Below are 23,998 nucleotides of genomic sequence, written 5' to 3'. Positions count from 1 at the left end.
TCCAGGGTCACGCCGAACAGCCTCCTGGTCCGGTCCGCGCCCGGCTGCGGCGTGAGCCGCGCCCGGTCCGGGCGCACCGCGTACGGGACGCCGTCGCGCTCGACGATCAGCAGGTCCGCCAGGTCCGCGTCGGGCGCGTAGGCCTGGTCGCCGATGAGCGTGCTCACCCGGAGCGAGCCCCTGGCGAGCTCGCCCAGGAGCGGGTTCCCGGCCAGCAGGGCGGGCGCCGCCGCCACGGTCTCCGCCACCGGGCCGGGGAGCGCGGCCCGGCCGGTCTCCTCCAGGGCCGGCACGGCGTCGACGAGACCCAGGCCCAGGCCGTCGTACTCCTCGGGGACCATCAGGCCGAACAGCCCGATCTCGGCGAGCCGGGACCAGGCGGGGGTCCGCTCGGCCCGCACCGCCCGCGGGGGGCAGTGGGCCGCCAGCACGTCCCTGACGGTGGCGGCCAGCGCGAGCTGTTCGTCGGTGAAGGCGAAGTTCATCGGGGGAGCCCCAGGACGCGTTCGGCGATGATGTTGCGCTGGATCTCGTTGGTGCCCGCGTAGATCGGGCCCGCGAGGGAGAACAGGAAGCCGTCCAGCCAGCGCCCCCCGTCCGGCGCGTCGGGGGCGCCGGCGCCCAGCAGGCCGCGCTCGCCCAGCAGCCGGAGCGCGAGGGTGTGCATGCGCACGTCGAGCTCGGACCAGAACACCTTGCCCATGCTGGAGGCGGGGCCGATCTCCTCCCCCGCCGCCAGCCTGCGGGCTGTGCCGAAGGTGTGCAGGCGGTAGGCCTCGGCGTCCACCCTGGCGCGGGCGGCCTGGTCGGCCAGGGCGGGATCGGTCCCCGTGGCGCGGGCCAGCCGGACCAGCCGGTCGGCGGTGGCCAGGAACCGGCCGGGGCTGCGCAGGGTGAGGCCCCGCTCCGACGACGTGGTGGCCATCGCGATCCGCCAGCCCTCCCCCGGGGCGCCGAGCACCAGGTCGTCGGGGACGCTGACGCCGTCGAGGAACAGCTCGGCGAACCCGTGCTCCCCGTCGAGCTGGGCGACGGGCCGTACGGTGACGTCGGCCAGCGGGAACATGAAGTAGGTCAGGCCCCGGTGCCTGGAGGAGGCGGCATCGGTCCTGAACAGGCCGAATCCCCAGCCCGCGTGGCAGGCCCGGGAGCTCCAGGTCTTCTGCCCGTACAGCCGCCAGCCGCCCCGCACCCGTTCCGCGCGGGAGACCAGGGCGGCCAGGTCGCTGCCGGCCTCGGGCTCCGACCACGCCTGGGCCCAGACCTCGTCGGCCCTCGCCATGGGGGGCAGGAAGCGCGTCCGCTGGGCGGCCGTGCCGTGGGAGAAGAGCGTGGGCGCCAGCAGGAAGATGCCGTTCTGCCCGACCCTGCCGGGCGCGCCCGCCGCCCAGTACTCCTCCTCGAAGATCAGCCACTCGACGAGGGTCGCGCCCCGCCCGCCGTACTCGACGGGCCAGGAGACCACTGAGAGCCTCTCCGCGGCCAGCAGACGCTCCCAGTCGCGGTGGGCCTCGAAACCCTCCGGGGTGTCCATGGACGGCAGCGGGTCCGCCGGGACGTTCCCGGCCAGCCAGTCCCGTACCTCGGCCCGGAAGGCCCGCTCGGCGGGGGTGAGGTCCAGATCCACTCAACCAACCTAGCGCACGCTTGGGAGGGCGTACAGGGGCGGATCACGTCACGCGCGCCTCACGGGAGGCGGCGGGCGCCGGTGCCGGACGGCCCGGCGAGCACGGGACGGTCACCCGAGGTAGGCCGCCCGGACCACGGGGTCGCGGCGGATCTCGGCGGGGGTCCCCGAGGCGATGACCCGGCCGAGATCGAGGACGACGAGGTGCTCGCAGATGTCCATCACGAACCCCATGTCGTGTTCGACCAGCAGGATCGTCGTCCCCAGTCCCCTCACGACCTCGGCGATGCGGGCGGTCTGGTCGGCGTCGAGGCCGGAGGTGGGCTCGTCCAGCAGCAGCAGGGACGGCGCGTCGGCCAGCGCGCGGGCCAGCTCGACCATGCGCCTCAGCCCGGCCGGGAGGGCGGCGGCGGGGGTGGCGCGCAGCGCGGTCAGCCCGCACAGCTCCAGCATCTCGTCCACGCGCTCCCCGCGTTCCCGCTCCAGGCGGCGGCGTCCCCGCCAGCCGGCCAGGTCGGCGGGGAGCCCGCCGCCCCCGCCCCGCCACTCCATCGCGGTCAGCACGTTGTCGGCCACGGTCAACCGGCCGAACACCTGGGTGCGCTGGAAGGTGCGGCGCACCCCGTCACGTGCCCGCCGCAGCGCCGGTGTCCCGGTGATCTCACGGCCCGCGACCGAGACGGTCCCCGAGGTCGGGCGGCGGAGCCCGGAGATCACGTCGAACAGCGTGGTCTTGCCCGCCCCGTTGGGCCCGATGATCCCGCAGACCTGCCCCCGCGGCACCTCGAAGGAGACGTCCGCGAGCGCCCGTACGCCGCCGAACGCCACCGACACGGCATCGACGTCCAACATCGTCACGAGACCCCCAGGTAGGCGGCGGTGAGGCGGGCCCCGTCCACCTGCGTGCGGGGGCCGGCCCAGGTGATCCGGCCCAGCCGCATGAACGCGACGGTGTCGGCGACCTCCAGCACCGAGGTGGCCTTCTCCTCCACCAGGAGCAGCGCGACGCCTCGTTCGCGGAGCTCGGCGAAGACCTCGAAGACCTGGCCCACGACGAGCGGCGCCAGGCCGAGTGACGGCTCGTCGGCGATCAGCACGCGGGGCGGCCTGACCAGCGCCGGAGCGAGGGTGAGCAGTTGCTGCTCGCCGCCGGAGAGGGCCCCGGCCACGAGCCCCCTGCGCCGGGCGAGCTGCGGCAGCCGCTCGTAGACGGGGCCGGGGTCGTCGAGCCAGGTCCGCAGGTTCTCCTCCACGGTCAGCCCGGGGAAGACGCCGCGTCCCTCGGGTGCGAGCAGCACGCCCGCGCGGGCGCGGCGGTACGCGGGCCAGGAGGTCACGTCGGTCCCGTCCAGGAGCACCCGCCCGGCCGTGGCCGGCAGGTCCCCCGCCGCGACCGCGCAGGCCGTGGACTTGCCCGCGCCGTTCGCGCCGAGCAGCGCCACCACCTCCCCCGGCCGTACGGCGAGGTCCACCCCGCGCAGCACGGTGACGTCCCCGTATCCGGCGACCACGTTCTCCAGCGTGAACAGGGCGTCCGGCGCCGACAGCGCGGGCACCGGCACGTCCTCCCGCACGGACACCGGCACCGGCACCGGCACCGGCACGGACACCGGCACGGGCACGGGCACGGGCGCGTCCTCCCGCGCGGGCGCCTCGGGCCGCGCGGCGGCGCGCTCCGTGCGCGGGTCGCGGGCGCGGCGGTTACGGCGGCGGTGGCGGGCCTCGGCCATCTGGGCGAGCACCCCGTCCGGGTGCCGGGCCAGGATCATGCCGCCGGTGCCGAAGAGGATCGCGCCGACGTGGGCGGAGACGTGCCATCCGGCCAGCAGCTCGGGGAAGACGGCGGCGATCAGCCCGCCGAGCACGGCGCCGCCGATCCGCCGCACGCCCTGCAGCACCACCACGGCCAGCCAGACGAACCCGGCGAAGGCCGGCAGGTCCGTCGCGGTCACCGAACCCTTGGAGATCGCGAACAGCACCCCGCCCAGCCCGGCGATCCCGGACGCCAGCGCGAAGATCATGATCTTGGTGCGGGGGGCCGAGATGCCCGAGGTGGTCGCGGCGGCCGGTGCGGAACGGACGGCCAGGATCGCCCGGCCGGAGGCCGACCGTTCCAGGTTGCGGACCAGCAGGCCGACCAGCCCGATCAGGGCCAGCAGCAGCACGACCCTGACCCGGGGGTCGGTGGTGTCGGCGAGGCCCAGGCCGAGGGCGGGCAGCGGCCAGCCGATCGTGCCGTTGCTGAACGCGTCGACCTGGAACAGCACCTGGTCGGCGAGGAGGGCCAGGGCGAGCGTGGCCAGCGTGAGGATCCGCCCGCCCAGCCGCAGCGCGGGCAGCGCCACGAGCACGCCGGCCGCCGTCGCGCCGAGCACCCCCAGCAGGATCGCCACCGGCAGCGGCCAGCCGGAGGAGAAGGCCCAGCCGCAGGTCAGCGCGGCCATCGCGGCGAAGGACGCCTGCGCGAGGTTGACCATGCCCCCGATGCCGGTGACCACCGTGAACGAGCAGAAGATCAGCGCGAGGACGAGTCCCTGGGCGACCACGCCCACCCAGAAGTCGTCGGCCGGGCGGGTGAGGGTCCAGGCGAGCAGCGCGACCAGCGCCACCGCCCACGGCAGCCGTCTTCGCCACGGCGGCAGGTCGGCGAGGTGGTCGGGCGGGGGCGCGTCCTCGGCCGCGGACCCGGCGACGCGCTCCCCGGACCGGTTGAGCAGGATCAGCCCGGCGAAGAGCAGGATCACCGGCACGGCGGTGCGCAGCCCGGTGACGTCCTCGGCGAAGTCGGCGTACCCGGCGACCAGGTTCTGCACCACGCCGAGCCCCAGCCCGGCCGCGAACGTCCACGGGATCGACCTCAGCCTGCCGAACACCGCGGCCGTCGCCGAGACGAACAGCATCACGGTGAACGCCGTGGAGTCCAGGCCCAGGGTCGAGACCGCCAGCACCCCGGCGAGCCCGGCGAGCGCCGACCCGAGCGTCCAGGCCAGGGCCGAGGAGGCGTCGGCGTCGATCCCGCGCAGGGTGGCCAGCCGGCGGCGGTCCACCGAGGCGCGCATCCTCAGCCCGTACGGCGTGTGCCGCATGAAGGCCCACAGGCCGGCGGCGGCCAGCACCGCGAAGGTGAAGGTGATGAGCTGGTCGGAGTCGAGGCGGACCCCGCCGAGGGTGTAGGTGACCGCCGGGTAGGGGCCGAGGCCGTGCGGGAGCGAGGTCGCGTCGGCGCGCGGCAGTCCGAGCGGCTCGGCGACCAGGTCGACGGCCAGCAGCCCGAGGGCCGGCAACGCGATCGTCAGGCCGATGGTCCCGACGATCTGCGCGGTCTCCCCCGCCCGGGCGAGGCCGCGGAACATGGCCCGGTGCAGCAGGTGGCCGAGCAGCGGCGAGAACAGCCCCACCGCGACCGGCCCGGCAGCCCAGGCGGGCCAGCCGAGACCCACGTTGAGCTCGAAGAAGACCAGCGCGGCCAGGAACCCGACGGCCCCGTGGGCGAAGTTGAACACGCCGGTCGCCGCGTAGGACAGGGTCAGCCCGGAGGCCATGACCGCGAAGACGGCCCCGGTGACGAGGCCGCTGAGAACGTAACCGACCAGTTCGGACATGAGGGCCTCACCCCGGGGTCTCGCGCCAGGTCACCGGACGGGTCCGCGTCCCACGCCGGGACGTCCCGGGAGAGGGACCGGCAGGGGCGCCATGACAGAAGCCCGCACCGGCGCCGAGACGGGCGTCGGGGCGCCGCGCGGGCACCCCGGTCACCCCCGCCCCGCCGCCCACGTGGCCCGCCACAGGCGCGGGCGGCGCGCCGGCGCCCCCTATCTGAGGGGGACGTTGTCGAAACACTTCATGTTCCTGGCCACCGTGAAGGCGCCCTTCTCCAGCCTGACCAGGGCGCCGCAGCCGTTGGGCTCGGTGTGGTCGCCGGGGTAGCGGATCCGGCCGAAGCCCGGGTTCTCGTAGCTGAAGGAGCCGTTGGCGGTCGCCAGGAACCTCTCCCTGGTCAGCTCCTTGCCGGTCCTTTCCAGGATCTCGAGGAAGATGTCGGCCGCCCAGTAGCCGATGGCCAGGTGCTGGGTCGGCACGGTGCCCGGGGCGGTCCTCTCCACGTCCGCCTTGAGCTGGGCGATCTCCGCGGCCTTCGACTCGAAGGGCTCGAACATCGGGGCCGCGATCACGCCCTCCAGGGCCTGGGCCGTGGCCGGGTCCTTGAGGATGGCGGCGTCGTAGCTGGTCGCGTCCGAGAGCAGGCCCCTGTAGCCGGCCCTCTTCAGCGCGCCGTACAGGCCGGTGTTGAACTTGGTGCCGGCGATGATCGAGACCACCAGGTCCGGCGGCCCACCGCCGTCGGCCGTCATGATCTTGTTGACGTACGGGAGCCAGTCGGGCGGCGGGGCCGCGGCGGGCAGGCCCGAGTTGACGCCCACCAGCGTGAAGCCGGCGGCCTCGAAGGACTGCGCGATGGTCCTGCCGCCGTACTTGCTGCCGCTGGAGTCGGTCGTCTGGATGTAGACGCTCCTGCCCTCCGAGCCGCCGATGAGCTCGGCCATCTGGTTGCCCCACCAGGTCTGCGAGCCCGCGCCCGGCTTCGGGGCCAGGCAGCCGTTGTAGCCGAAGCCGGTCCTCGTCCCGCACCACTGCGGGCCGGTGGCCCAGCCGAACCACGGCACGCCCTGCCGCTCCAGGAAGGTCGCGCCGCCGAAGTTGGGCGCGTGCACGGGGACGAGCGCGAACACCCGGTCCTTCTGGACCAGTTTCTTGGCCGCCGCGTCCCCCTTGGCCGCGTCCTGGTTGTCGTCCTCGGCGCCGACGAACTCGATGGTGCGGCCGTGCACGCCGCCGGCCTCGTTGGCCCGCGCGAACCTGGCCCTGGCCCCGATCTCGGCGTCCTTGGTGGAGTAACCGCTCGCGCTGGTCCTGGTGAGCACGCCGCCCACCCTGATCGTCGTGGCGGTCACCCCGGCCGTCCCGGCCGGGCCCTCGCCGCCGGCGGCCCTCCGCTCGGCCGCGCAGCCGGCGGCGGCGAGCGCCGTCGCGGCCACCAGGCCGATGAGTCGCACTGCCTGCCGTCCCATGGTCGCTCCCTGCCCTGGCCCGCGTCCGCCGCTGGTTTTGGCCTAGCGCTCGCTTGGTTTCGTCAGCGTAGATTTGGGACTCCGCAGTGTCAATGGAGTGATCCGGCGGGGCCGGGACCCGCACGGGACCCGCACGGGGCCGGCGCGGGGGCGGAACGGGGGCCGCTTTACCAAGCAACTGCTTGCTTATGATCCCGCCCCGGGCTAGCGTGCGGAGCGCACGGGGTCCTCGGCGCGAGGGGAGCGGACATGTTGATGCGTGCGGCCGTGCTCACCGGCTTCGGCGAGGCCCTGGAGGTACGCGAGGTCGAGATCTCCGACCCCGGCCCCGGCGAGGTGCGGGTGAGGATCAGGGCGTCGGGCGTGTGCGGGTCCGACCTCAAGGCCCTGGACGGGAGGAGCCCGGTGGTCAGACGGCTCCCCTTCGTCCTCGGCCACGAGAGCGCCGGGGTCGTGGAGAGCGTCGGCGACGGCGTGACCGGCGTCCGGCCCGGCGACCATGTGATCATCGCGATGAACGGCCCGTGCGGGCGCTGCCGCAACTGCGGCGGCGGCCGGTTCCACCTGTGCTCCGGCCCGGCCAGGCTGGCGGCCATCACCGGCACCGCGCGCGACGGCGGCACCAGGGTCACGGTGGACGGCGCGGCCGCCAGGACGATGATCGGCATCGGCTCGTTCGCCGAGTACGCCGTGGTCAACGAGGCGATGTGCGTACGGATCGCCGAGGACGCGCCGTTCGACGTGATGTGCCTGCTGGCCTGCGCGGTGGTCACCGGTGTCGGCGCGGTGCTGAACGTCGCGAAGGTCGCCCCCGGCGCCAGCGTGCTGGTGGTCGGGTGCGGCGGGGTCGGCCTGAACGTGATCCAGGGCGCCGTGCTGGCCGGGGCCACGACCATCGTCGCCGCCGACGTGGCCGAGCGGAAGCTCGAGCTGGCCGAGGAGTTCGGCGCCACCCACACGATCCTCGCCGACGACCTGCCCGCGCGGGTCGGAGAGATCGTCAGGGGCGGCGTGGACCACGCCTTCGACGCGACCGGGGTGGCCGGTGTGCTCGCCGCCGCCTTCGCCGCCACCCAGCCCGGCGGCACGACCGTGATGGTCGGCAGCCCGCCCCAGGGGGAACCGATCGGCGTCGAGCCGGGCCTGCTGTTCGCCTCCCGGCGCCTGATGGGCACCCAGGGCGGTGACGCCGCCCCGGTCAGGGACCTGCCCATGCTCGCCGAGCAGTACCTGCGCGGCCGCCTCGACCTCGACCGCCTGGTCAGCGAACGGCTCCCGCTGGAGGAGATCAACGAGGCGGTCCGGCACGTCCGGGAGGGGGCGGTGGCCCGCAGCGTCATCGTCCTCGGCTGAGCGTGCCCGCCGTGCGCGCCCGCCCGGCCCTCTCAGCCGCGACCGGCCCCGACGAGCTCCCTGACCGGCTCCCGCTCCTCCTCGTCCTCCTCCTCGTGACCCTCCACCGAGAGGTTCGGCAGGATGCGGTCCAGCCAGGGGGGGCACCACCAGTTGAGCCTGCCGAGCAGCACCATGGTCGCCGGGACCAGCAGGCCCCGGATGACGGTGGCGTCCACCGCGATGGCCACCGCCAGGCCGACCCCGAAGATCTTGACCATGGGGTCGGGGTAGGCGATGAACGCCACGAAGACCGCGACCATGATCAGCGCCGCGGAGGTGATGACCCGGCCGGTCGAACCCAGTCCCTCCGCCACCGCCCTGCGGTTGTCGCCGTGCCTGAGGTAGGCCTGCCGTACGGCGGTGAGCAGGAAGACCTCGTAGTCCATGGACAGGCCGAACAGGATGGCGAACAGCATCAGCGGGATGTAGCTGTCGATCGGCACCGTGAAGAACACCGTGTTCAGGTAGGAGCCGTCCACGCTGACCGGCGGGTCCATGCCGACCAGGGCGCTGCCGAGACCCAGGGAGAAGACCAGCGACAGCGCGCCGAAGGCGGCGCCGAGCGAGACCAGGTTCATCAGCGCGGCCTTGATCGCGACGACCGGCGAGCGGAACGCCAGGAGCAGCAGCAGCGCGCTGAGCAGGATCACCACGCCGACGACCAGGGGCGTGCGGCCGGCGATCCTGTCACCGGCGTCGGCCATGCCGGCGACCTTCCCGCCCACGTGCACCCGGGCGCCCGGGACGTCGAGCGCGCGCACCGCCTGGACCACCTCCAGGGCCCGGGGGTCGGCCGGGGCGTAGGAGGGGATCGCCTGCACCAGTGCCGCCGTGCCGCGCTTGTTGAGGATCGGGTCGCCGACGTGGGCCACCCCCTCGACGTCCGCGACGCGGTCCTTGAGGATCTGCAGCACGGCCGGGGCGGGCTCGCGGTCCACCACCCTGGTGTCCAGGTCCGCCACCACGATCAGCGGGCCGTTCATGCCGGGCCCGAACCCGGCCTCCAGCAGCTCGTACGCGCGCCGCGTGTCGGTGCCCCGGTCGCCGTAGCCGTCGTCGAGCGTGCCCAGCTTCATCGCCAGGGCGGGCGCGGCCAGCGCGCCCAGCAGGGCGACGCTGAGCGCGAGCACGGTCCAGGGGCGCCTGGCCACCCACAGGCCCAGCCCGGTCCAGCCGGAGGAGCCGTGGTTGCCCCGCCGCCCCACGAACGGCAGGCGCAGCGCGTTGACGCGGTGCCCGAGCAGGCCGAGCAGCGCCGGGACCAGGGTGACCGAGGTGAGGACCGCGGCGACGACGGAGATGCCGGTGATCCAGCCGAGCGTCTGCAGCAGGGGGAAACCGGCGAGCAGCAGCGCGCTGAGCGCGATGATCACCGTGCCGCCGGCGAACACCACGGCGCCGCCCGAGGAGGCGACCACCCGGCGGACGGCCTCGTGGACCGGAAGGCCGTCGGCCAGCAGTTTGCGGTGCCTGCTGAGCAGGAAGAGCGCGTAGTCGATGCCGACGCCGAGGCCGATCATCGTCGCCATGATCGACGCCTGCTTGGGCACGTCCAGCAGGTGGCCGAGCAGGCTGATCACGCCGAGCCCGGTCGCGATGCTGATCAGCGCGACGAAGATCGGGATCATCGCGGCGACCAGGGTGCCGAACGCGAGCAGCAGCACCAGCAGCGCGCAGACGATACCGATGATCTCGCTCGTCCCGGTCTTGATCTCCTTGTCCGCCGGGTTGGACGAGTCGGCCGGCACCACCTCGATGCCCGCCGCCCGCGCGGGTTCGGCCGCCTCGGAGACGCGTTCGATCGTCTCGGCCCGCGTGCCGCTCCCGCCGTCCTCCAGCTTGACGGTGATGAGGCCGATCTCCAGGCTGGGCGCCAGCCCGCCGACCCGGTAGGGGGACTTCGCCTCCGTCACGTCCGGGACGTCGCGGACCCGATCGACGGCGCGCTCCACCGCGCGTTTCCTGGCCTTGTCGGTGAGCGGTCCCTCAGGCGAGTAGAGGACCATCTGGAAGGTGCCGCCGGTCCTGTACTCGGGGCCGAAACCCTCTTTCATCAGGTCCAGGGCCCGCTGCGCGTCGGTGCCGGGGATGCTGGTGTCGTTGCTGGTGGGTCCGGGAAAGAACACCGAACCCGCGGTCAGCAGCACCGCCGCGGCCACCCACAGCGCCAGCACCGCCCTTCCGTGCCGCGCGCACCAGCTCCCCAGCCGTCCCAGCAAACCAGACATCGATGTCCGCCCCGTAGAAAGTGAAATGCGCCTGAAACATCGTCCTGTACGGTCGTACAGACCGCCGGTACAAGAGTATGCGAGGGGATTGCGTGATGCCGTGGACGGGCCTGGATTGAGACGATGACCACACTTGAGCCTGGAAGCGACACCCGTGACCGGATCCTGGACGCCGCCCGGCGGCTGTTCGCCGAGCGCGGCTACGCGGCGACCTCGCTGGCCGACATCGCCTCGGCCGTGGGCCTGACCAAGACGGCCGTCGCCTACCACTTCCACCCCAAGGACCGGCTCGCCACGGAGCTGATCTCACCCGCCGCCGAGGACATCGTGGACCTGCTCGACGGCGACTTCGACGACGACCTCGCCTTCGTCGAGGCCCTGGTGACCTTCGTCGTCCGGCACCGGGCGATCATCCGTCTGATCATGGAGGACATCAACACCGCCGACGACGCGCCGCCCGGCTCCCCCGGCGAGGCCCTGCGCGCCTTCCGCGACCGGATCTACCAGCGCCTGGCCGGGCCCGATCCCGGTACGGACCGCACGGTCCGGGCGTGGGCGCTGCTGGGCTCACTGCAGTACGCGGTGGTCAAGACGATCGACAGGCCCGAGGGGGAGGTCAGGAACACGCTGCTGACCTTCGCGCGGGCCGCCTTCGGCCCCGCGCCCCGGTGACCTCGCGCCGCCCCGCCGCCGGTCACCCCGAGGGGGCGGCGTGGCCGGGAACGGTCTCCGGCGGGTTCGTGGGGTCGGGTGGTGCGCCGGTCTGTCCCGGACCGGGCTCCTCGCCCGGTCCAGGCCCCGGCCCCGGCCCCGGCCCCGGGCCGGTCTGGCTCCGGACACCGACCGTGACCACCACCGTCGCGCCGGGCCGCGCGCAGGTACCGGGCGCCGGGCTCTGCGCCAGCACCACGCCGTCCTGGGCCGGCTCGGTGACCAGCCGCGCCCGGGTCCGCACCGCGAAGCCCGCCCCGCCCAGCGTGTTCGAGGCGTCGGCCGCGCCCTGACCGGTCACCGGCGGCACCGGGACCCCGTAGCGGGAGACGACGAGCGCCACCGCGCTGCCGGGGGAGACGCGTGCGCCCGCGCCGGGAGCGCTGGCGAGCACCCGCCCGGCCGGCTGCTGCGAGCAGCGCCTGCTCACCCCGCCGCTCAGCAGGCCGGCCCGCGCCAACGCGGCCTGGGCCTCACGCCTGGCGAGACCGATCAGGGTGGGCACCTGGGTGCCCGCGGACACCCGCAGGTCGACCCTGCCCTTCCTGGGCAGCGCGGTCCCGGCGGCCGGGGAGGTCTCCAGCACCTGCCCGACCGGCCGGTCGGAGGCGACGGCGCTGACCGTCCCGGCGACCAGCCCGGCCTTCCGGATCAGACGTGCCGCCTCGGAACGATCCAGCCCGACGAGGGCGGGCACGACCGTCGTGGTCGCGGGAGGCGGCAGCGGGGATGATCTGACGCCCTCGGCGCGCGGCGGGGCGACCACGGCCGACGGGGGCGGCGCGGCCGGAGGGCTCGTCCTGCTCCGTCCCGGCGTGCTCTCCACCCGCGGCCCGGTCCCCACGACCGGCAGGGCGGACCGGGTCCGCGGATCCGGCGTGGCGGTACCGCTCAACGCCGGGACCAGGACGCCCACCAGCACCGCGGCGCTGACCAGCAGCGCCCCGGAGACCGCCACCGAGGCCCTGGTGGCCGCCCGGCCCGGATGGGTCCTGGGCTCGTCGAACTCCCCCTCGCCGGCCCCGCCGCCGAAGGAGGCGAACCGCCCGGACCGCCCGGACCGGCCGGACCGGCCGGACCCGGCCGGCCGGGAGGCGCGGCCCCGCGAGGAGGCCGCGGACGGGAGCGAGGCGGGCTCGGCCGGGAAGGCGGACGGCCCGGGCAGGGAGGCGGGCGCGGCCGGGAAGGCGGAAGGCCCGGACAGGGAGGCCGGAGCCACGCGACCGGACGTCTCGGACCGGCCGAGGACCGGGCGGCCGGGAAGGGCGCCGGCGCCGAGCACCGACGGGCGGCCGTCGTCGTCGAGGGCCGACCGGCGCCCGTCGTCACCGAGCAGCGCGAGCAGCAGCTCCCGGCTGCCGGGCCGGTTGCGGGGGTCCTTGTCCAGGCAGTCGGCCACCAGCGCGCCCAGGAGCCCGTCGAGCCGGCCCAGCTGCGGGGGCGCGGTGAGGATCCGGTTCAGCACGGCCGCGATGGAGTCCTGGCCGAAGGGGGCGTGGGCGTTGGCGGCGAAGCACATCGTGGCGCCCCAGGCGAAGACGTCGGCCGCCGGGGAGATCTCGGCGCCCTCCACCTGCTCCGGGGCCATGTAGGCGGGGGTGCCCGCGCCGCGTCCGCTCTGGGTGGCCGCCGCGTCCAGCGCCCTGGCCAGCCCGAAGTCGATGACCCTCGGCCCGTCGGGCCCGAGCAGCACGTTCTGCGGCTTGAAGTCGCGGTGCACGATCCCGGCCCGGTGGATGGCCGCCAGCGCGGTGGCGGTGCCGATGGCCAGGCGCTCCAGCCTGCCCCCCTCGTGGGGCCCGCTGACCGCGACCTCGCGGTGCAGCGACGGGCCGTCGACGTACTCGCTGACGATGTAGGGCCGGTCGCCGTCCATCCCCGCGTCGATCACCTGGGCCGTGCAGAACCGCGCCACCTGCTTGGCGAGCTCGACCTCCCGCAGGAAGACCTCCGAGTCCTCCCCCAGCGCGCCGTGCAGGAGCTTGACCGCATAGGGCTCGGAACCGGTGTCGGGGCGCACCCCGACATAGACCACTCCCTGGCCTCCCTCTCCGAGACGCCCGATGATCTCGTACTCACCGAGCGCCGCCGGATCCCCCGTTTTGAGCGGCTGCGCATACGGCACGCGAGCCTCCCCTCGCCGCCACCCTTCTCACTCAAGAAGAAGCTTCGCCGAGAGTCAACGGGGCCGAAGGTCTTGTCTACGTCACCGTGACACTCATGTGATGATCAGGCCAGGACAAGAGGTGACACAGTGCCCGAATCGCGCTCCGCCCCGGCGGGCCGTCACCCGGGCCACCCGGGCGGGCCACCCGGGCGGGCCGTCACACGGGCCACCCCACGGATCCCGCGGGCCGCGGCGCGGGCCATCGTCCGAGGCGCTCAGCCGGTCGCCGGCCGCTCGAGGAAGGCGGCGTACCCGTCGAGCACCGGGAGCACCTCGTCGGCCGTGCCGGCGGGCAGGCCCAGCACGACCTCCTCGATGCCCAGCCCGGCGTAGTGGTCGAGCTTCTCCGTGCTGGGGATCGTGCCGAACGGGATGATCCTCACCATCTCCCGTCCGGCCCTGTCGCACGCCTCGCGCAGCGCGGGCAGCGCGGCCCCGATGCCCCGGCCGCCGATCGGCATCCACCCGTCCGCGTACTCGGCGATGTGCGCGAACAGGGTGGGCCCCGCCGCCCCGCCCAGGTGGACGGGCGGTCCGGACAGCGGCTTGGGCCAGGACCAGGAGGGCTCGAAGCTCACGTGACGGCCGTCGAAGGCGGCCTCCTCCCGGCTCCACAGCGCCTTCATCGCCAGCACGTGCTCGCGGGCGACGTCGCGGCGCGAGCCGTACGCGACACCGTGGTCCTCGATCTCCTCGACGTTCCAGCCGAACCCCACGCCGAGCACCACCCGCCCGCCCGACAGGTGGTCGAGGGTGGCGACGGCCTTGGCGGTGACGAGGGGCTCGCGCTGTGCGGCGAGCATGATCCCGGTGCCGAGGCCGATCGTGCGCGTCACCGCCGCCGCGTACGAGAGCGCGACGAGCGGGTCGAGGGTGCGCCGGTACTCGTCGGGCAGCACGGCCTGCCCGGCCGCCGGGGGCGTGCGGCGGGAGACGGGGATGTGCGTGTGCTCGGGCAGGTAGAGCGAGGAGAAGCCCCGCTCCTCGACGGCCCCGGCCAGCTCGGCGACCGGCATGGACCGGTCGGTGGCGAAGATCGTGACACCCAGCCGCATGGACCCTCTCCGTCCGTCCGAGCGCGTCCGCTCGAGAGACCAAGCGCATCCGCTTGGTAAACCAAGCGATTGCTCGGTTATCATTCCTAGGGTAGCTTGCTCACGTCACCGGTGACGAGGGCGGCGACGGAACGTTCACCGGACGTGGCAGGCGGGGAACGGGACCGGCACTCCTCACGGAAGGAAGCTGATGGCGTTCACGGACATAGGCGACGTCCGGCTTTTCCACACCGACGACGGCTCGGGCGACACCACCCTGCTGCTCGTCCACGGCCTGGGCTCCGACTCCTGCGAGTGGGTCCACCACATCCCCGACCTCGCCACGCGGTACCGGGTGATCGCGGTGGACATGCGCGGGCACGGGCACTCCTCCGCCCCCGGGACGGGCAACACCCCCCGCCGGATGGCCGACGACCTCGCCCTGCTCTGCGCGGAGCTGGGCGTCGAGTCCTGCGTCGCGATCGGCCACTCGATGGGCGGCCAGATCGTCTCCCACCTCGCCGTGGAGCACCCCTCGCTGGTCAGGGCGCTGGTCACGGTCGATCCCGGGTACGGCTTCGCGGGCGCGACGGCCGAGTACCTGCCCGTGCTGGTCGAGCGGATGCGCGAGGACGTCATCGGCGTCTCGCTGGGCAACGAGGAGTGGACGGCCACCGCCGCCACGCCCGGGTGGCTGCGCGAGTGGCACCGGCGCCGCATCCTCGCCACGCCCCCGCACGTGCTGCTGCAGGCCTTCGAGGCGATGTTCGGCGGCCCGGACGCGATGGGCCTGCGCCCGGCGTCCGAGGCCTACCTGACGCGCCGGGCCTGCCCGGTGCTCACCTTCTGGTTCGACCCCGCCCAGGCGGCGTGGGAGGCCGGGCTGTTCAAGGACCCCCACTCCAAGGCGGTCCTGTGGGAGGGCAGCGGCCACCGGCTGCACGAGGAGCGTCCGGGCGAGTTCCTCATCGTCGTCACCAACTGGCTAAGGAGCCTGCCGTGAAGTTCTCGTTGATGCTCAACCCGCAGATCCCCGGCTCGGGCTTCAGCCAGGAGGAGAACGCGAAGGCCAGGAGGCCGATCGGGCGCGACACCGAGTCGTACCAGAAGCTCCTGGACGAGGTACGCGAGATCGCCGTGCACGCCGACCGGATCGGCTTCGACGCGCTGATGATGACCGAGCACCACTTCCACTCCGAGGGGTTCGAGTTCTCGGTCAACCCCCTGATGTTCCTCACCGACCTGGCGGCCAGGACCGAACGCATCCTGCTCGCCCCGCTGGGCCTGGTGCTGCCCGCCTGGGACCCGATCAGGGCGGCCGAGGACGTGGCCCTGCTCGACCAGTTCAGCAAGGGCCGCCTGCGGCTCGGCGTGGCCCGGGGCTACCAGAACCGGTGGATGAACGTGCTGGGGCAGCGCTGGCACGCCTCGGCCGCCCGCTCCGACGGCTCCAGCTCCGACAACCGCAACTTCGACGTGTTCGGCGAAGTGCTGAACATCATGAAGATGGCGTGGACCCAGGAGACGCTCCGCTACAAGTCCGACGTGATCGACTACGAGGTGCCCTCGCCGTTCGACGGGATCGAGGGCTGGCCCGCCCAGGAGTGGACGCGGACCTTCGGCGCGCCGGGCGAGCTCGACGACGACGGGAGGATCCAGGCGGTCTCGGTCTGCCCGAGGCCCTACCAGAACCCCCACCCCGAGCTCTGGCAGCCGTTCACCATCTCCGACCGGTCGGTGGTCCGGGCCGCGCAGGAGGACATCCTGCCGTGGATGTTCACCCCCAACCCCGACGAGCACGCCGCCAAGGCCAGGCTCTACCAGGAGGAGTCGGCCAAGTGCGGCCGGGACTACAAGCTGGGCGAGCACACCGGCATCCTCAAGATCGTCGGGATGGCCGACACCCGCGAGGAGGCCATCGCGACCTACGGCACGAGCATGCAGAAGGACTTCGCCGCGTTCTTCGGCCCGTTCGGCTACCTGGAGGTGCTGCGCAAGAAGGAGGACGACCGGCACCAGCCGATCAGCCCGGAGAAGGGCGACTTCAAGCGCATGAACGAGGTCGAGATGGCCCTGCTCGGCGGCCCCGACGACGTCAAGCGCGGCATCCAGCGCATGCTCGACCGGATGCCGGACCTGGAGTGGTTCGGCCTGTTCATGCAGGGCCAGCAGGGCGTGCTGCCGCTCGACACGGTCAAGCGCAACCTGGAGCTGTTCGCCACCAAGGTCATCCCCGAGTTCTCCGGCTGAGCCTCCCCCGCGGCGCCCGGCCCCCGCGCGGCTCCGGGTCCCCCGCCCCCGTGCCCGATGTCCCCTCGCCCCGGCGTCCCCTGGCCACGGGCGCCCGTGGGCTCCCCGGGCTCCCGCGTCCCCGCCCTCAGCCCCTCAGCCCCCCAGATCCCGGGAGGATCCGTGCAGTTCTGGCTTGGAGCGTCGTTCGTCGAGACCGGCCAGTTCATCGAGCTGGCCGGGGCCGCGGAGCGATGCGGCATCCACACGCTCACCCTGTCGGACCACATCTTCTACGCCGACTTCGACTCCCCCTACCCCTACTCCAGCACCGGCGCACCCCGCTGGGACGCCGGGACGCACTGGCCGGACGTGTGGGTGACGATCGGCGCCATGGCCGCCGTCACCACGACGCTGCGGTTCGCGCCCAACGTCTACGTCGCCCCGGCCCGGGACCTGTTCACCGTCGCCAAGCTGGTCTCCACCGCCGCGGTCCTGTCCGGGGACCGGGTGAGCTTCGGCGTCGGCGTCGGCTGGTGCAAGGAGGAGTTCGTCCAGACCGGTCAGGACTTCCACACCCGGGGACGCCGGCTGGACGAGATGATCCCGGCGCTGCGCCGGCTCTGGGAGGGCGGCACGGTCGAGCACCACGGCGTCCACTACGACCACGGCCCGCTGTCGATCTGCCCCGTGCCCGCCGCGCCCGTGCCGTTCTTCGTGGGCGGTGACAGCGAGGCGGCCCTGCGCCGCGCGGCCAGGATCGGCGACGGCTGGCTGGGCAACCGCGTCTACACCGAGGAACGGCTCGACCCGATCCTCGCCGACCTGCGGCGCTACCTCAAGGAGTACGGCAGGGCGGAGGACGACCTGCAGATCATCGCCCCGCTGGCGGTCATGCCGGACGCCGCCGTCTACCGCCGCTTCGCCGACAAGGGCGTCACCGGCACGATGGCCGCCCCCTGGTGGCTGGCCACCCCCGAGGAGAAGGCCCGGCACGGCGACGGCGTCGAGCTCAAGATCGCCACCATGGAGCGTTTCGCCGAGGAGGTCATCTCCGCCATGTGACCCCCGCCGGGACGGCGACGGAGCCGCGGCGCGGTCGAGCCCACGCCTGGACATGGATGAGTGTGGGCGGACAAGAGCGGGCGTGGGCCCCGCGGGCCGAACCGGTAGCCTGGCCGGGTGCTCGAAGAGATCAAGGCCATCCGCTACGTGACGCCCCTGCGCGAGGGCGGCTCGCTCCCCGGGGTCATGGAGGCGGACGACCTCGGCACCCACGTCGTGAAGTTCCGCGGCGCCGGGCAGGGCCGCCGCGTCCTGGTCGCGGAGATCGTCTGCGCGGGCCTGGCCCGGCGCCTCGGGTTCCGTACGCCCGAGCTGAAGGTGATCGACGTCGATCCGCAGCTCGGCGCCCGCGAGCCCGACGAGGAGATCCAGGACCTGCTCAGGGCCAGCGAGGGCAACAACCTCGCGATCGACTTCCTGCCGGGCGCGCTCGGCTTCGAGCCGCTCGCCCGGCCGCCCGAGGCCGGTTTCGCCTCGCGGCTGCTCTGGTTCGACGCGCTGATCCACAACGTCGACCGGAGCTGGCGCAACCCGAACCTGCTGCTCTGGCACGGCGACACCTGGCTGATCGACCACGGCGCCGCGCTCTGGTTCCACCACAACTGGCCCGCCGCCGACCCGCTGCGCGCCTTCGACGGGGCCGACCACGTGATGGCCCCCTTCGCCACGGAGCTGGACGAGGCCGACGCCGAGCTCAGCGTGACGATCACCAGGGACCTGCTCGACGGGGTGGTGGACGAGGTGCCTGACGAGTGGCTGGAGGACGAGCCCGGATTCGACGGGGCCGAGGCCGTGCGGCAGGCGTACGTCGATCACCTGCTGGCCCGCGCCCAGGGACCGCGCACCTGGCTGCCGCGGCCGGCCGGCCGGGGCGCCCCCCGCGAAGAGGAGAAGAGGACCGGCTCGGTGGGCGTGTTCTGGAAGGACAACCGGTGAGGGACGTCTACGAGTACGCGATCATCCGGGTCATCCCCCGGGTGGAGCGAGGCGAGCTGATCAACGCCGGCGTGCTCCTCTACTGCCAGCCCCGCGGCTACCTGTGCGCCCGCGTGGAGCTGGACGAGGCGCGCCTGCGCGCCCTCGACTCCGGCGTGGACCTCGACGGGGTACGCGAGGCGCTCGGCGCCTACCGGCGCTCCTGCGACGGCGAGACCGGCCCGCTGGCCGGGGAGCCGCTCGGCGGCCGGTTCCGCTGGCTGACCGCACCGCGCAGCACGATCGTACAGACGGGCCCGGTCCACGCCGGCCTCACCGCCGACCCCGAGGCGGAGCTGGAGCGCCTGGTCACCAGCCTGGTCCGCACCCCCTGACCGCCCCGGCGGCGAGGCCGCACGCCCCGCGGGCTCAGCCGGCCCCGGCGGGGACCTCGAAGGCGCAGGGCAGCCGCTTGTAGCCGTTGACGAAGCTGGACAGCAGCCGGTCGGGCTCGCCCGCCGTGATGTCGGGCAGGCGGGTGAACAGCTCGCGCAACATCACGGTGATCTCTCGGCGGGCCAGGTGGGCGCCCAGGCAGAAATGCGGCCCCGGCCCGCCGAAGCCGACGTGCGGGTTCGGGGAGCGGGTGATGTCGAAGGCGTCGGGGTCGGCGAAGACCGTCTCGTCGCGGTTGGCGGAGGCGTAGAACAGCGTCACCTTGTCGCCTCTCCGGTAGTGGTGGCCGTTGAGCTCGAAATCGCGGGTGAGGTTGCGGCGCATGAAGATGACGGGGGTGCTGTGGCGCACGATCTCCTCCACGGCGCCGGCGATGCGGCCCTCGAAGTCGGCCAGCAGCAGCCGTCGCTGGCCGGGGTGGTCGGTGAACAGTTTCAGCCCGTGGGCGATCGCGGTGCGGGTGGTCTCGTTGCCGGCCACCACCAGCAGCAGGAAGAACGTGGCGAACTCCCTCGGGCTCAGCCGCTCCCCGTCGATGTTGGCGTTGACCAGCGCGGAGGTCAGATCACCGGTCGGCGCGGCCCGGCGCCGCCGGCCGAGCGCGGCGGCCAGCCGGTGCAGCCGCCATCCGGCCAGCGCCACCGTGCCCAGCACGCGGAGCACGCGCAGCGGTGCGACCCTCGCCTCGGCGCCGGCGTACTTCACGGTCGCGCCGACGTACTCGGGGTCGGTGTAACCGATCACGATGTTGGTCAGCCTCACCACCCGCGCGTGGTGGCGGGCCGGGATGCCGAGCATGTCGCAGATCACCTCGACCGGCAGCCGCATCGCCACCCGGGCCACGAAGTCGCCCGGACCGGCCGCGATCAGCTCGTCGACGATCCGCGCCGCCCGCCGTGCGATGTCGTCCTCGGCCTCGGCCAGCATCCTGGGGGTGAACGCCCGCGAGACGATCCGGCGGATCTTGGCGTGCCGGGGGTCGTCCATGTCGATCATCGAGGTGAAGTATCCGCTCATCCAGCCGGGCATGTCGGTGGGGCTGGTGGCGCTGGGCTCGCTGCTGAACACCTCGGGGCGGCGGCTGGCCTCGACCACGTCGGCGTACCGCACCAGCGCCCAGGCGCCCGGGTCGCGCCGCAGGAAGGGAACCTTGGGCATCCGGAAGCGCAGCGGGTGCGGCTGGGCGCGCAGCAGCGCGAAGGCCCGCGCCCGCTCGGCCGGCGGCCGGGCCCAGAATCTCAGATCGCTCAGATCGATGTCGGCCACGGTGAGGGCCGGGGGTGCCGTGGGTTCCCGGGGGGTCACGGGCGACCGCCTCTCCCTGCCTGGCGGCAGAAGAACGCAAATTCTGGTGTTAGCCAACACCAGAAAACTTGGTGTCAACGATCACCAAATTCAACGGAGGCGTCAAGGGCTGCGGCACAATCGGGAACCGTGACGTCCCAGACACCCGCGCCGCGTCCCTACCGAGGGGTTCCCGCCGAACAACGCCGCGCCCTGCGCCGCGCCGCGCTGCTGGAGGCCGGCCTGGAGCTGCTGGGCACCCGGGGCTGGAGCACCGCGACCGTGCGGGGCGTGTGCACCCGGGCCGGGCTGAACGACCGCTACTTCTACGAGAGCTTCGCCGACCTGGACGCCCTGCTCCTGACCGTCGTCGACGAGCAGGCCGCCCAGGGAACCGCCGTGATCCTGGCCGCGGCCCGGAACGCCCCCCAGCGCCTGCGGGCCCGCACCCGCGCCGCGGTGGAGGCCATCGTGGACTTCCTGGCCGCCGACCCGCGCCGCGCCCGCATCCTGGCCCATGAGTTCCCGGCCAACCCGCTTCTCCAGCGGCACCGCCGCGGCATCGTCCAGACCCTCGCGGCCATCTTCATCACCCAGGTCCACGAGCTCCTGGAGGAGGTCCCCCTGTCGGACACCGATCTCGAGCTGACGGCGCTGACCGTCACCAACGGCCTGTGGGAGCTGCTGACCAGCTGGTTCCGGGGCGATCTGGACACCGGCCGCGACCACCTCGTCGACTACGCCGTCGCCTTCCTCCTGACCACCACCGAGCTCGCTCCCGCCCTGGAGAGCCGGCTGCGCTGAACCCGCGCCCCCGGAGCACCGTGGCCGGAATCCGGCGGGAGCCGGGCCCCGTGAGGGACGGGCCGCCAAGGAGCCCGGGGAAAGCCCGCAGAAGCCCGAGAAGCCCGAGAAGCCCGGAAGAGCTCAGAAGAGCACGGACATGAAGGTCCCGACCTCGACGAAGCCGGCCTTGCGGTAGGCCGCCCTGGCCGGGGCGTTGTAGTCGTTGACGTACAGCGAGACCACGGGCGCGAAGTAGTCGAGCGCGTGATTGATCACCGCGGCCATCCCGGCCACCGCGTGGCCGCGGCCGCGCAGGTCGGGATGGACCCACACGCCCTGGATCTGGCAGACCTGCGGGGTCACCGCGCCGACCTCGGCCTTGAAGACCACCCGGCCGCCCTCGATGCGGGCGTAGGACCTGCCGATCCTGATCAGCTCGGCGACCCGGGACCGGTAGAGGGCTCCGCCGTCCCCCGAGTCCGGGGAGACGCCCACCTCCTCGGTGAACATCGCCACGCACGCCGGCAGGAGCACGTCGAACTCCTCGGGACGGACGCGCCGCACCAGCGGGTCCGGCGGGACCGGTGACGGCTCCGTGGCGACCATGACCGGCTGAGCCCACCGGATCGCGCGGGCGGAGCCCCAGTAGGGCTCCAGCCGTTCCCAGAGCAGGTGCACCGCATCGGCCGGTCCGACGATCGAGGAACAGCGTCGGCCCTGTTTGCGCGCGCGGTCGGCGAAGGCGTAGACGGCGTCCGTACCGGCGTTGACCGGAACCAGGTTCGCCCCGGCGTAACAGACGGAGATCAGGCCGCCGCGCGGTCCGAACCCCCACATCTGACCACCGAGCCTGGCCGGATTGAGCCCGACCGAGCGGACCCTGGAGGCGACGAAGACGTTGCCGACGGGGTCGGTGTCCAGAAGCGCCAGGACCTCGTCCCGATCGTTGTCGTCGAGCACGCGCGACGCCGTTGTGCGCAGCATCACGTGCTCAGCCTACGCGACCCCCTCGATTTTGGCAGGAACCGACACAGAGCGTCTCATCTACTGATGAGGTCACTCCTCCGTACCGCGTGACCGGCGGGTACCCGGACCGGGGCGGGCGCCGCCGCCGGGACGGGCGCCGGAACGCCCGGGCAGCGGGCGTCGGGAGCGCGGGCCCCCCGGCGGGTCGCGCCGGGCAGGGTGCCGTCCCGGAGGTAGGCCGCCAGGCGCCGGTCGACGCAGGCGTTGCCGCTGAGCGCGACGCCGTGGTTGCCGCCGGGCACGACCAGCAGCCGGGAGGTGGGCATCAGGTCGCGCATCCGCAGCGCGCCCGCGTACGGGGTGGCGGCGTCACGCTCGCCCTGGATCAGCAGGATCGGCGGCAGGGTGTCGCTCCCGCGCACCCGCACCGGGGTGCCGCCCGGCTCGGGCCAGAAGGCGCACGGCGCGTTGTACCAGGCGTTGGGCCAGGTCAGGAAGGGGGCGCGGGCGTTGGCCCTGGTCATGTCGGCGCGCCAGCGCGTCCAGTCGCGCGGCCAGGCGGCGTCGCGGCACTCCACCGCCAGGTAGACGGCGTAGCTGTTCTCGTCCTTGGCGTCGTTCTCGCCGTGCTTGCGGTAGGCGTTGAGCAGCGGGGCCGGCTCGCGCCTCCTGACATAGGCGGAGAACGCCTTCGCCAGTTGCGGCCAGAGGATGTCGGAGTAGCCGCCGAGGGTGTAGAGGTCGTCGAGCTCGCTGGGCCCGACCACCCCCTGGGCCGGGCGGGTGGCCAGCCGGTCCCGCATGGCGTACCAGGCGGAGGAGACCGCCCGCTCGGTGGCGCCGAGCCGGTAGACCGCGTCGTGGCGGGCGACCCACCTCAGGAAGTCCTCGTGCCTGGCCTCGAAGGCGACGCTCTGGGAGAGGTTCGAGCGGTACCAGACGCCGCGCGGGTCCACCACGCTGTCCATGACGAGCCGCTTGAGCCGGTCGGGGAAGAGCGTGGCGTAGACCGCCCCGAGGTAGGTCCCGTACGAGTAGCCCATGTAGCTGATCTTCGATTCGCCGAGCGCCTCCCTGATCAGGTCCATGTCCCTGGCGGAGTTCTCGGTGGTCATGTGGGGCAGCATCCAGCTCCACCGGGTGCCGCACGCCTCGGCGTAGCCGCGGGCGCGGGCGATCAGCACGGCCTCGTCGCGCGGGCCGTCCGGGACCTGGTCCGGGCGGGGCGCCCGGTAGTGCGTCCGGGGATCGACGCAGGTGAGGGCGGGGTCACTGGCTCCGACCCCGCGCGGGTCGAAGCCGACCACGTCGAACCGGCCCGCCAGCCCCGGCGGCAGCCCCGCCACGACGCCCTTGATCAGGTCGCGGCCGGACGCCCCGGGGCCGCCGGGGTTGACCAGCAGCGCGCCGAGATGGTCCCGGGAGGCGTGGCCCCTGATCCGGTTCAGGGCGATGCCGATGGTCCGGGACGGGTCGTCGTGGTCGAGCGGGACCGTGAGCGTGGCGCACTCGATCCGGCCGGCGGACCGTCCCGGCACGGCCTGGGCGGGCCGGCCCCTGCCGTCGCGGCACGGCTCCCAGACCAGTGACCGTCTCCGTTGGACCGGCGTCCGGACCGTCGCTCCCCGCGCCGGCCCCTCGTGGGCCACCGCCTGCGCCTGTCGCTGCCCGGCGGCCGTCCCCGGCGCCCGTAGGTCCTGAGCCGTCGCCCCCTGCGGTGTCCACATCGCGGTGACCAGCATCCCGATGCCCGCCGCCATCCCGGCGACCCTCTTCTTCACTGTTCCGATCCCCCCACTCGTGCGGCAGAGGCGATGGTCTCCCGGTCGACGGCACGACCACCCGCGACACGAGCGGATGCCTGCCAAAGTGTAGTCGGATGATTGCTAAGTGTAATGATCGGGGGGTTGGTGACACCGGGACCGGGAAGCGCCGAGGACGGGAAGGGGTGAGGACGAGGGATCCGACCGGCGCGGGCCGACCGGCAGGGACCGGCAGTGGGCCGGCAGGGACCGGCAGGGACCGGCAGTGGGCCGGCAGGGACCGGCAGGGACCGGCAGTGGGCC

The 23,998-nt window shown here is 73.6% G+C and carries 19 protein-coding genes; 8 read left to right on the top strand and 11 right to left on the bottom strand.

Features of this window, described 5'->3' with window-relative positions:
* The 5 genes from AB0G16_RS30385 to AB0G16_RS30365 form a co-directional block, all read right to left on the bottom strand.
* Window positions 1–485: acyl-CoA dehydrogenase family protein (locus AB0G16_RS30385; RefSeq protein ID WP_362812553.1), on the bottom strand; the 485-nt coding region annotated here is incomplete at its 3' end.
* A complete protein-coding gene (locus AB0G16_RS30380; protein ID WP_362812550.1) occupies window positions 482–1,627 on the bottom strand; it encodes an acyl-CoA dehydrogenase family protein in 1,146 nt (381 codons plus the stop codon). The genes AB0G16_RS30385 and AB0G16_RS30380, both read right to left, overlap by 4 nt.
* 111 nt (window positions 1,628–1,738) lie before the next feature.
* Entirely contained in the window at window positions 1,739–2,479 is a 741-nt protein-coding gene (locus AB0G16_RS30375; protein WP_362812547.1) for an ABC transporter ATP-binding protein, read from the bottom strand.
* A gap of 2 nt (window positions 2,480–2,481) precedes the next feature.
* Entirely contained in the window at window positions 2,482–5,229 is a 2,748-nt protein-coding gene (locus AB0G16_RS30370) for an ATP-binding cassette domain-containing protein (protein WP_362812544.1), read from the bottom strand.
* 210 nt (window positions 5,230–5,439) lie between these two features.
* Entirely contained in the window at window positions 5,440–6,696 is a 1,257-nt protein-coding gene (locus AB0G16_RS30365; RefSeq protein ID WP_362812540.1) for an ABC transporter substrate-binding protein, read from the bottom strand.
* A gap of 249 nt (window positions 6,697–6,945) precedes the next feature.
* Here AB0G16_RS30365 and AB0G16_RS30360 point away from each other — a divergent pair, with 249 nt between their 5' ends.
* Window positions 6,946–8,049 carry an alcohol dehydrogenase catalytic domain-containing protein gene (locus AB0G16_RS30360; protein WP_362812537.1) on the top strand — a complete coding sequence of 368 codons (1,104 nt, stop codon included), beginning with the start codon at window positions 6,946–6,948 and terminating at the stop codon, window positions 8,047–8,049.
* A gap of 32 nt (window positions 8,050–8,081) precedes the next feature.
* Here AB0G16_RS30360 and AB0G16_RS30355 read toward each other — a convergent pair whose 3' ends face one another.
* Window positions 8,082–10,319, bottom strand: coding sequence for an efflux RND transporter permease subunit (locus AB0G16_RS30355; protein WP_362812534.1), 2,238 nt, complete (start codon window positions 10,317–10,319; stop codon window positions 8,082–8,084).
* Window positions 10,320–10,442: 123 nt separating this feature from the next.
* On the opposite strand from AB0G16_RS30355, the gene AB0G16_RS30350 reads away from it, so the two are divergent.
* Window positions 10,443–10,991: a TetR family transcriptional regulator gene (locus AB0G16_RS30350; RefSeq protein ID WP_362812531.1), complete on the top strand. Its 549-nt coding sequence runs from the start codon at window positions 10,443–10,445 to the stop codon at window positions 10,989–10,991.
* 22 nt (window positions 10,992–11,013) lie between these two features.
* Here AB0G16_RS30350 and AB0G16_RS30345 read toward each other — a convergent pair whose 3' ends face one another.
* Both AB0G16_RS30345 and AB0G16_RS30340 read right to left on the bottom strand, forming a co-directional pair.
* Window positions 11,014–13,155, bottom strand: coding sequence for a PASTA domain-containing protein (locus AB0G16_RS30345; protein ID WP_362812528.1), 2,142 nt, complete (start codon window positions 13,153–13,155; stop codon window positions 11,014–11,016).
* A gap of 257 nt (window positions 13,156–13,412) precedes the next feature.
* Window positions 13,413–14,252, bottom strand: coding sequence for an LLM class F420-dependent oxidoreductase (locus AB0G16_RS30340; RefSeq protein ID WP_362812525.1), 840 nt, complete (start codon window positions 14,250–14,252; stop codon window positions 13,413–13,415).
* 190 nt (window positions 14,253–14,442) lie between these two features.
* Between AB0G16_RS30340 and AB0G16_RS30335 the strand changes: the two genes are divergently transcribed.
* From AB0G16_RS30335 to AB0G16_RS30315, 5 genes are all read left to right on the top strand, one after another.
* Window positions 14,443–15,234 (top strand): alpha/beta hydrolase, encoded by a 792-nt coding sequence (locus tag AB0G16_RS30335; RefSeq protein WP_362812521.1) that lies wholly within the window; start codon window positions 14,443–14,445, stop codon window positions 15,232–15,234.
* The gene (locus AB0G16_RS30330; RefSeq protein WP_362812518.1) at window positions 15,231–16,481 is read left to right on the top strand and encodes an LLM class flavin-dependent oxidoreductase; all 1,251 of its coding nucleotides are present in this window, start codon (window positions 15,231–15,233) and stop codon (window positions 16,479–16,481) included. The genes AB0G16_RS30335 and AB0G16_RS30330 overlap by 4 nt, the downstream gene beginning before the upstream one ends.
* Window positions 16,482–16,643: 162 nt before the next feature.
* Window positions 16,644–17,525 (top strand): TIGR03619 family F420-dependent LLM class oxidoreductase, encoded by an 882-nt coding sequence (locus AB0G16_RS30325; protein ID WP_362812515.1) that lies wholly within the window; start codon window positions 16,644–16,646, stop codon window positions 17,523–17,525.
* Between the two features lie 117 nt (window positions 17,526–17,642).
* A complete protein-coding gene (locus AB0G16_RS30320; protein WP_362812512.1) occupies window positions 17,643–18,461 on the top strand; it encodes a HipA family kinase in 819 nt (272 codons plus the stop codon).
* Window positions 18,458–18,835, top strand: coding sequence for a DUF3037 domain-containing protein (locus tag AB0G16_RS30315; protein WP_362812509.1), 378 nt, complete (start codon window positions 18,458–18,460; stop codon window positions 18,833–18,835). The genes AB0G16_RS30320 and AB0G16_RS30315 overlap by 4 nt, the downstream gene beginning before the upstream one ends.
* A 34-nt stretch (window positions 18,836–18,869) precedes the next feature.
* Here AB0G16_RS30315 and AB0G16_RS30310 read toward each other — a convergent pair whose 3' ends face one another.
* On the bottom strand, window positions 18,870–20,201 hold the full coding sequence (locus AB0G16_RS30310) for a cytochrome P450 (protein WP_362812506.1): 1,332 nt from the start codon (window positions 20,199–20,201) through the stop codon (window positions 18,870–18,872).
* A 129-nt stretch (window positions 20,202–20,330) separates the two neighbouring features.
* Here AB0G16_RS30310 and AB0G16_RS30305 point away from each other — a divergent pair, with 129 nt between their 5' ends.
* A complete protein-coding gene (locus AB0G16_RS30305) occupies window positions 20,331–20,984 on the top strand; it encodes a TetR/AcrR family transcriptional regulator (protein ID WP_362812503.1) in 654 nt (217 codons plus the stop codon).
* A 123-nt stretch (window positions 20,985–21,107) separates the two neighbouring features.
* Here the strand turns inward: AB0G16_RS30305 and AB0G16_RS30300 are convergent, their stop codons facing one another.
* Entirely contained in the window at window positions 21,108–21,950 is an 843-nt protein-coding gene (locus tag AB0G16_RS30300; protein WP_362812565.1) for a GNAT family N-acetyltransferase, read from the bottom strand.
* Between the two features lie 56 nt (window positions 21,951–22,006).
* Window positions 22,007–23,713, bottom strand: a complete 1,707-nt coding sequence (locus AB0G16_RS30295) for an alpha/beta hydrolase (protein WP_362812501.1) — start codon at window positions 23,711–23,713, stop codon at window positions 22,007–22,009.
* Between the last annotated feature and the right edge of the window lie 285 nt (window positions 23,714–23,998).

Source organism: Streptosporangium sp. NPDC023615 (assembly GCF_040640155.1).
Taxonomy (GTDB): domain Bacteria; phylum Actinomycetota; class Actinomycetes; order Streptosporangiales; family Streptosporangiaceae; genus Streptosporangium.
Note: the sequence above shows the minus strand (reverse complement) of the source record. Positions and strands in the feature narration are given on the sequence as shown.

Excerpts from the sequence above, each read along its gene's own strand:
- AB0G16_RS30300 (WP_362812565.1), bottom strand. The coding sequence starts at position 21,950 with ATGCTGCGCACAACGGCGTCGCGCGTGCTCGACGACAACGATCGGGAC.
- AB0G16_RS30375 (WP_362812547.1), bottom strand. The coding sequence starts at position 2,479 with ATGTTGGACGTCGATGCCGTGTCGGTGGCGTTCGGCGGCGTACGGGCG.
- AB0G16_RS30350 (WP_362812531.1), top strand. The coding sequence starts at position 10,443 with ATGACCACACTTGAGCCTGGAAGCGACACCCGTGACCGGATCCTGGAC.
- AB0G16_RS30365 (WP_362812540.1), bottom strand. The coding sequence starts at position 6,696 with ATGGGACGGCAGGCAGTGCGACTCATCGGCCTGGTGGCCGCGACGGCG.
- AB0G16_RS30355 (WP_362812534.1), bottom strand. The coding sequence starts at position 10,319 with ATGTCTGGTTTGCTGGGACGGCTGGGGAGCTGGTGCGCGCGGCACGGA.
- AB0G16_RS30340 (WP_362812525.1), bottom strand. The coding sequence starts at position 14,252 with ATGCGGCTGGGTGTCACGATCTTCGCCACCGACCGGTCCATGCCGGTC.
- AB0G16_RS30335 (WP_362812521.1), top strand. The coding sequence starts at position 14,443 with ATGGCGTTCACGGACATAGGCGACGTCCGGCTTTTCCACACCGACGAC.
- AB0G16_RS30370 (WP_362812544.1), bottom strand. The coding sequence starts at position 5,229 with ATGTCCGAACTGGTCGGTTACGTTCTCAGCGGCCTCGTCACCGGGGCC.
- AB0G16_RS30360 (WP_362812537.1), top strand. The coding sequence starts at position 6,946 with ATGTTGATGCGTGCGGCCGTGCTCACCGGCTTCGGCGAGGCCCTGGAG.